Source organism: Burkholderia reimsis (genome assembly GCF_003294055.1).
Taxonomy (GTDB): Bacteria; Pseudomonadota; Gammaproteobacteria; order Burkholderiales; family Burkholderiaceae; genus Burkholderia; species Burkholderia cepacia.
This window is the reverse complement of sequence record NZ_QMFZ01000094.1, coordinates 1-3,535: the sequence shown is the minus strand read 5'-3', so window position 1 is coordinate 3,535 and position 3,535 is coordinate 1. Positions and strand designations below refer to the sequence as shown.

At 63.9% G+C, this 3,535-nt stretch carries 3 protein-coding genes; 2 read left to right on the top strand and 1 reads right to left on the bottom strand.

Going from position 1 to position 3,535, the window contains the following annotated elements:
- Positions 1-1,734, bottom strand: a 1,734-nt coding sequence (locus tag DPV79_RS41280) for an AAA family ATPase (protein ID WP_113048159.1), incomplete at its 3' end; no start/stop codon positions are given.
- A 568-nt stretch (positions 1,735-2,302) separates the two neighbouring features.
- Between DPV79_RS41280 and DPV79_RS41275 the strand changes: the two genes are divergently transcribed.
- On the top strand, positions 2,303-2,962 hold the full coding sequence (locus DPV79_RS41275; protein WP_165843645.1) for a TagK domain-containing protein: 660 nt from the start codon (positions 2,303-2,305) through the stop codon (positions 2,960-2,962).
- A partial coding sequence (locus tag DPV79_RS41270) for a type VI secretion system accessory protein TagJ (protein ID WP_113048158.1) occupies positions 2,959-3,535 on the top strand: 577 nt, incomplete at its 3' end. The genes DPV79_RS41275 and DPV79_RS41270, both read left to right, overlap by 4 nt.

The following is a 3,535-nucleotide window of genomic DNA, read 5'->3' as shown; positions in this document are numbered from 1 at the left end:
GCGCACGGCCGCGATCTCGTCCGTGACCATGCGCCCCGCGGGAATACCGGTCCAGTCTGACACGATCTCAGCGACAATCGCTTCGTCGACCTCCGGAAAGACCAGTGGTGCATCTCCCTGCAGGTCGATCAGTGCGCGCTCGAGCCCGCGCAGCTTCGCGACTGACGCTGACAGATCCTCCGGCGTGCCGTCGACATTTCCGGTCACCGTTTCGCGCGCCGTCAATAAGGCCTGCGCAGCCGCAACCTGTTCGCGCCAGCGGATCTCGATTGCCGCCTCTTCCGTAGCGAGTACGTCGATACGTGCGCGCACCCCCATCAATGCCTTGTCTGCGTCCAGACCAATTCGGGCTTCCTGCACGAGCAGCGCTTCCTCCGCACGCGCAGCGGCAAGACGCTGACGCACGTCGTCCAGTTCACGCGGCGCAGCATGCTGCGACAGCGCGACACGAGCGCACGCTGTGTCGAGCAGGCTGACCGCCTTGTCCGGCAACTGACGCGAAGGAATATAGCGATGCGAGAGTGTGACGGCCGCGCGGATCGCTTCGTCACGCACCACGACGCCGTGATGCGACGAGAACGTTTGCACCAGACCGCGCACCATGTCGATCGCAGCTGCCTCGGACGGCTCCGCGACCTGCAGGACCTGAAAGCGGCGCGTGAGCGCCGGGTCTTTCTCGATGTGCCGCTTGTACTCAGACCAGGTGGTTGCGCCAACCGTGCGGATCGTGCCGCGCGCTAGCGCCGGTTTGAGCAGGTTGGCGGCATCGCCCGTGCCGGCCTGGCCACCCGCGCCGATCAACGTGTGGATTTCGTCGACGAAGAGGATGACCGGCACCGGCGACTTCGCGGCGGCTTCGAGCAGCCCTTTCAGGCGCGCCTCGAACTCGCCCTTCATGCTGGCGCCGGCAAGCAGTGCGCCCACGTCGAGGCTCAGCAGGCGCACGTCGGCGAGCTTCGGCGGCACGTTGCCGGACGCGATCGCGCGCGCCAGCCCTTCGACAACCGCAGTCTTGCCGACACCGGCTTCCCCCGTGAGCAGCGGGTTGTTCTGCCGGCGGCGCAGCAGCACGTCGATCATCGTGCGGATTTCAAGTTCGCGGCCGATCACCGGGTCGATCTCGCCAGCGCGAGCGCGCGCGGTCAGGTCCGTACAGTACTGTTCGAGCGAACCACCCTTCGTGGCATTTGACACAGCGCCAGAGGCGTCGCCGGGCGTGGCGGGCGCGAAATCGCTACGGTCGTACGGTGCATCGTCCGCCTCGGGCGAGCCGTCGATCCAGGCGGGCAGCACGTCATCGAGGCCGTCGACGGGAATCCTGGCAAATGCCGGGGAAATCGAGAGCAGCACGCGCCGTAACTCAGCATTGGTGACGAGCGCCGCGACGAGCCATGCCCCGCGCACACGGCGGTCACCGTAACTGAGGGTTGCAAGCACCCACGCGCGCTCGATGGCCGATTCAATGTGCCAGGAGAAGTCGCTGATCGAACTCGCGCCAGCCGGCAGGGCCGCCAGCGCGCGGGCGAAGTCACGTTCGAGTGCTTCGCGGTCAATGCCCGCGTGTCGCACGATCCGATGCACGTCGCCATCCGGTTGCTGAAGCAACTGATGCAGCCAGTGGATGAGCTCAACGTACGGATTGCCCCGCAGCTTGCAGAAGCTGGTCGCCGATTCAATACCGCGGTAAAGCTGAACCCCGAGCTTGCCGAACAGCGTCTGGCGTGAAATCGTCATGCGTACCTTCTTGTTGTTCCCTACAGCCCGTTCCCGGCCCGCCATGGCGGTGAGGAGTCCTATTCAGACGGCAGATCCGCCGCCCCACTGGCGATGCAATTGCGGCATTGGTCCACTGCCGCGTTTCAAACGGGAGAACGAGAAAGGTCTCCCAAGGCGCGCATTATTCTCATGAATACACGTCGCCGTCAACTTACGCACCCCGGAAAATCCGAGTCGAATCGTATCTCACCTTACCACGCCCCGATCAATACCCTACCGCGGCCATCGGATTCACCACCCACCAAACCATACATTAATCTTACAATCGTCAAGTCTTTGATAACATTGAGTAACTCAATTTTAAATGTGAAAAACTTTTACACCTTTCCCGCAAGCAACTGATTATCATGAGATTTGATCTTTGTTTATTTTTAAATTTGACATTTCCTGACATTTATTGACCATCAAAATCCCCTATCTCAATTTTCCGATATTCCACACTCAATCCGGATGGACTCAGTCGGGGATAGACGGGTCCCCGCGACTCGTGTTTAAAATGCGGGCTTCCTGTCACCGGACACCGCCGATGCGCTCCCTCCGCCTGCCCTGGCGCCAACGCCAACCGGATGTCGCGCGCACCGAACCCGTGCTGCGCGACGGGAACGGGCGACGCACGGCCAGCATCCCCGAATCCGACCTTCCGGCACGCGAAGCACCTGACCGTTCACCTGGCGATGACGCCGTGTTCGGCCTGATTGGCATTGGAAGCATGGACAGCGCCGAGGCGAACGCACACACCCGGGTTTCTGCTCCAACCGGCGACGCCGACAGCGCCGATGCGCTTGTCGATGCGCTGCATGCACAGTACTGGCGTGCCCTCACCGATCCCCACGCGTCGCTCACCGATTCGTGGGCACCGCAAGTGGACGAGCCGTCAGCACACGCAGCGACACAGGACGCGCCGGACGAATGGCACGCTCAGGACGCTCATCGCGAATCCGCGTCAATCGAAGCCCTGCTGTCAGGCGAACGCACGCTCGAGGACGTGTTCGGCCGGCTGGAAGGCGACCTCGCGCTCGAAGAGGCGTCCGTTCCGGAAGTGCTGCGGCTCTTCGCCCCACCGGAATTTCACGCGGCCGACGCGCGCCGCGCGCCTGCCCTGCCCCCCGCGCTTACCCGGCGCGAACACCACGCACTGTCGGTCGACAGTCCGCTTACCGCGCCAACACGCGAGAACGACGCATGAATACCCGAACCGCTGCGGGCGAACCGCACACGCATCGCCCGCAAGACACGCCGCTGGTTGAACAGATCGCGAGAATCGAGTCGCGCATTCGTGCGCAACCCACCACCGCCACGCACCGCTGGGCGCTGTTCCAGTTGATGTGCGTCACGGGTGACTGGGCGCGCGCCGTGCAGCAGTTGCAGACATGGGCGAAGCTCGATGCGGGTCAGTTGCAGACCGCGCAGGTTTTTCGCGACCTGATCCGCGCCGAACGCTGGCGGGCGAAGGTAGTCGGCGGACAGGAACGCCCAGGCTTCGTCCACGAGCCCGATTCATGGGTCAGGGAGCTGGTAGGCGCGTTGCGGCTCGCGGCGGATGGGCAAAGCGAGGCCGCCGACGACGCGCGTGAAAGCGCGCTGGATGGGGCGCCACTCGTTGCCGCCCGCACGCCGCGCGGTGTCGCAGGATGGATTGCGGACAGCGACTCGCGTTTCGGTCCTGTATGCGAGTTCATCACGGCGGGACACTATCGCTGGGTGCCGTTCGCCGATCTGGCCGCGTGGCGTGTGTCGCCGCCCACGAATCTGATCGATC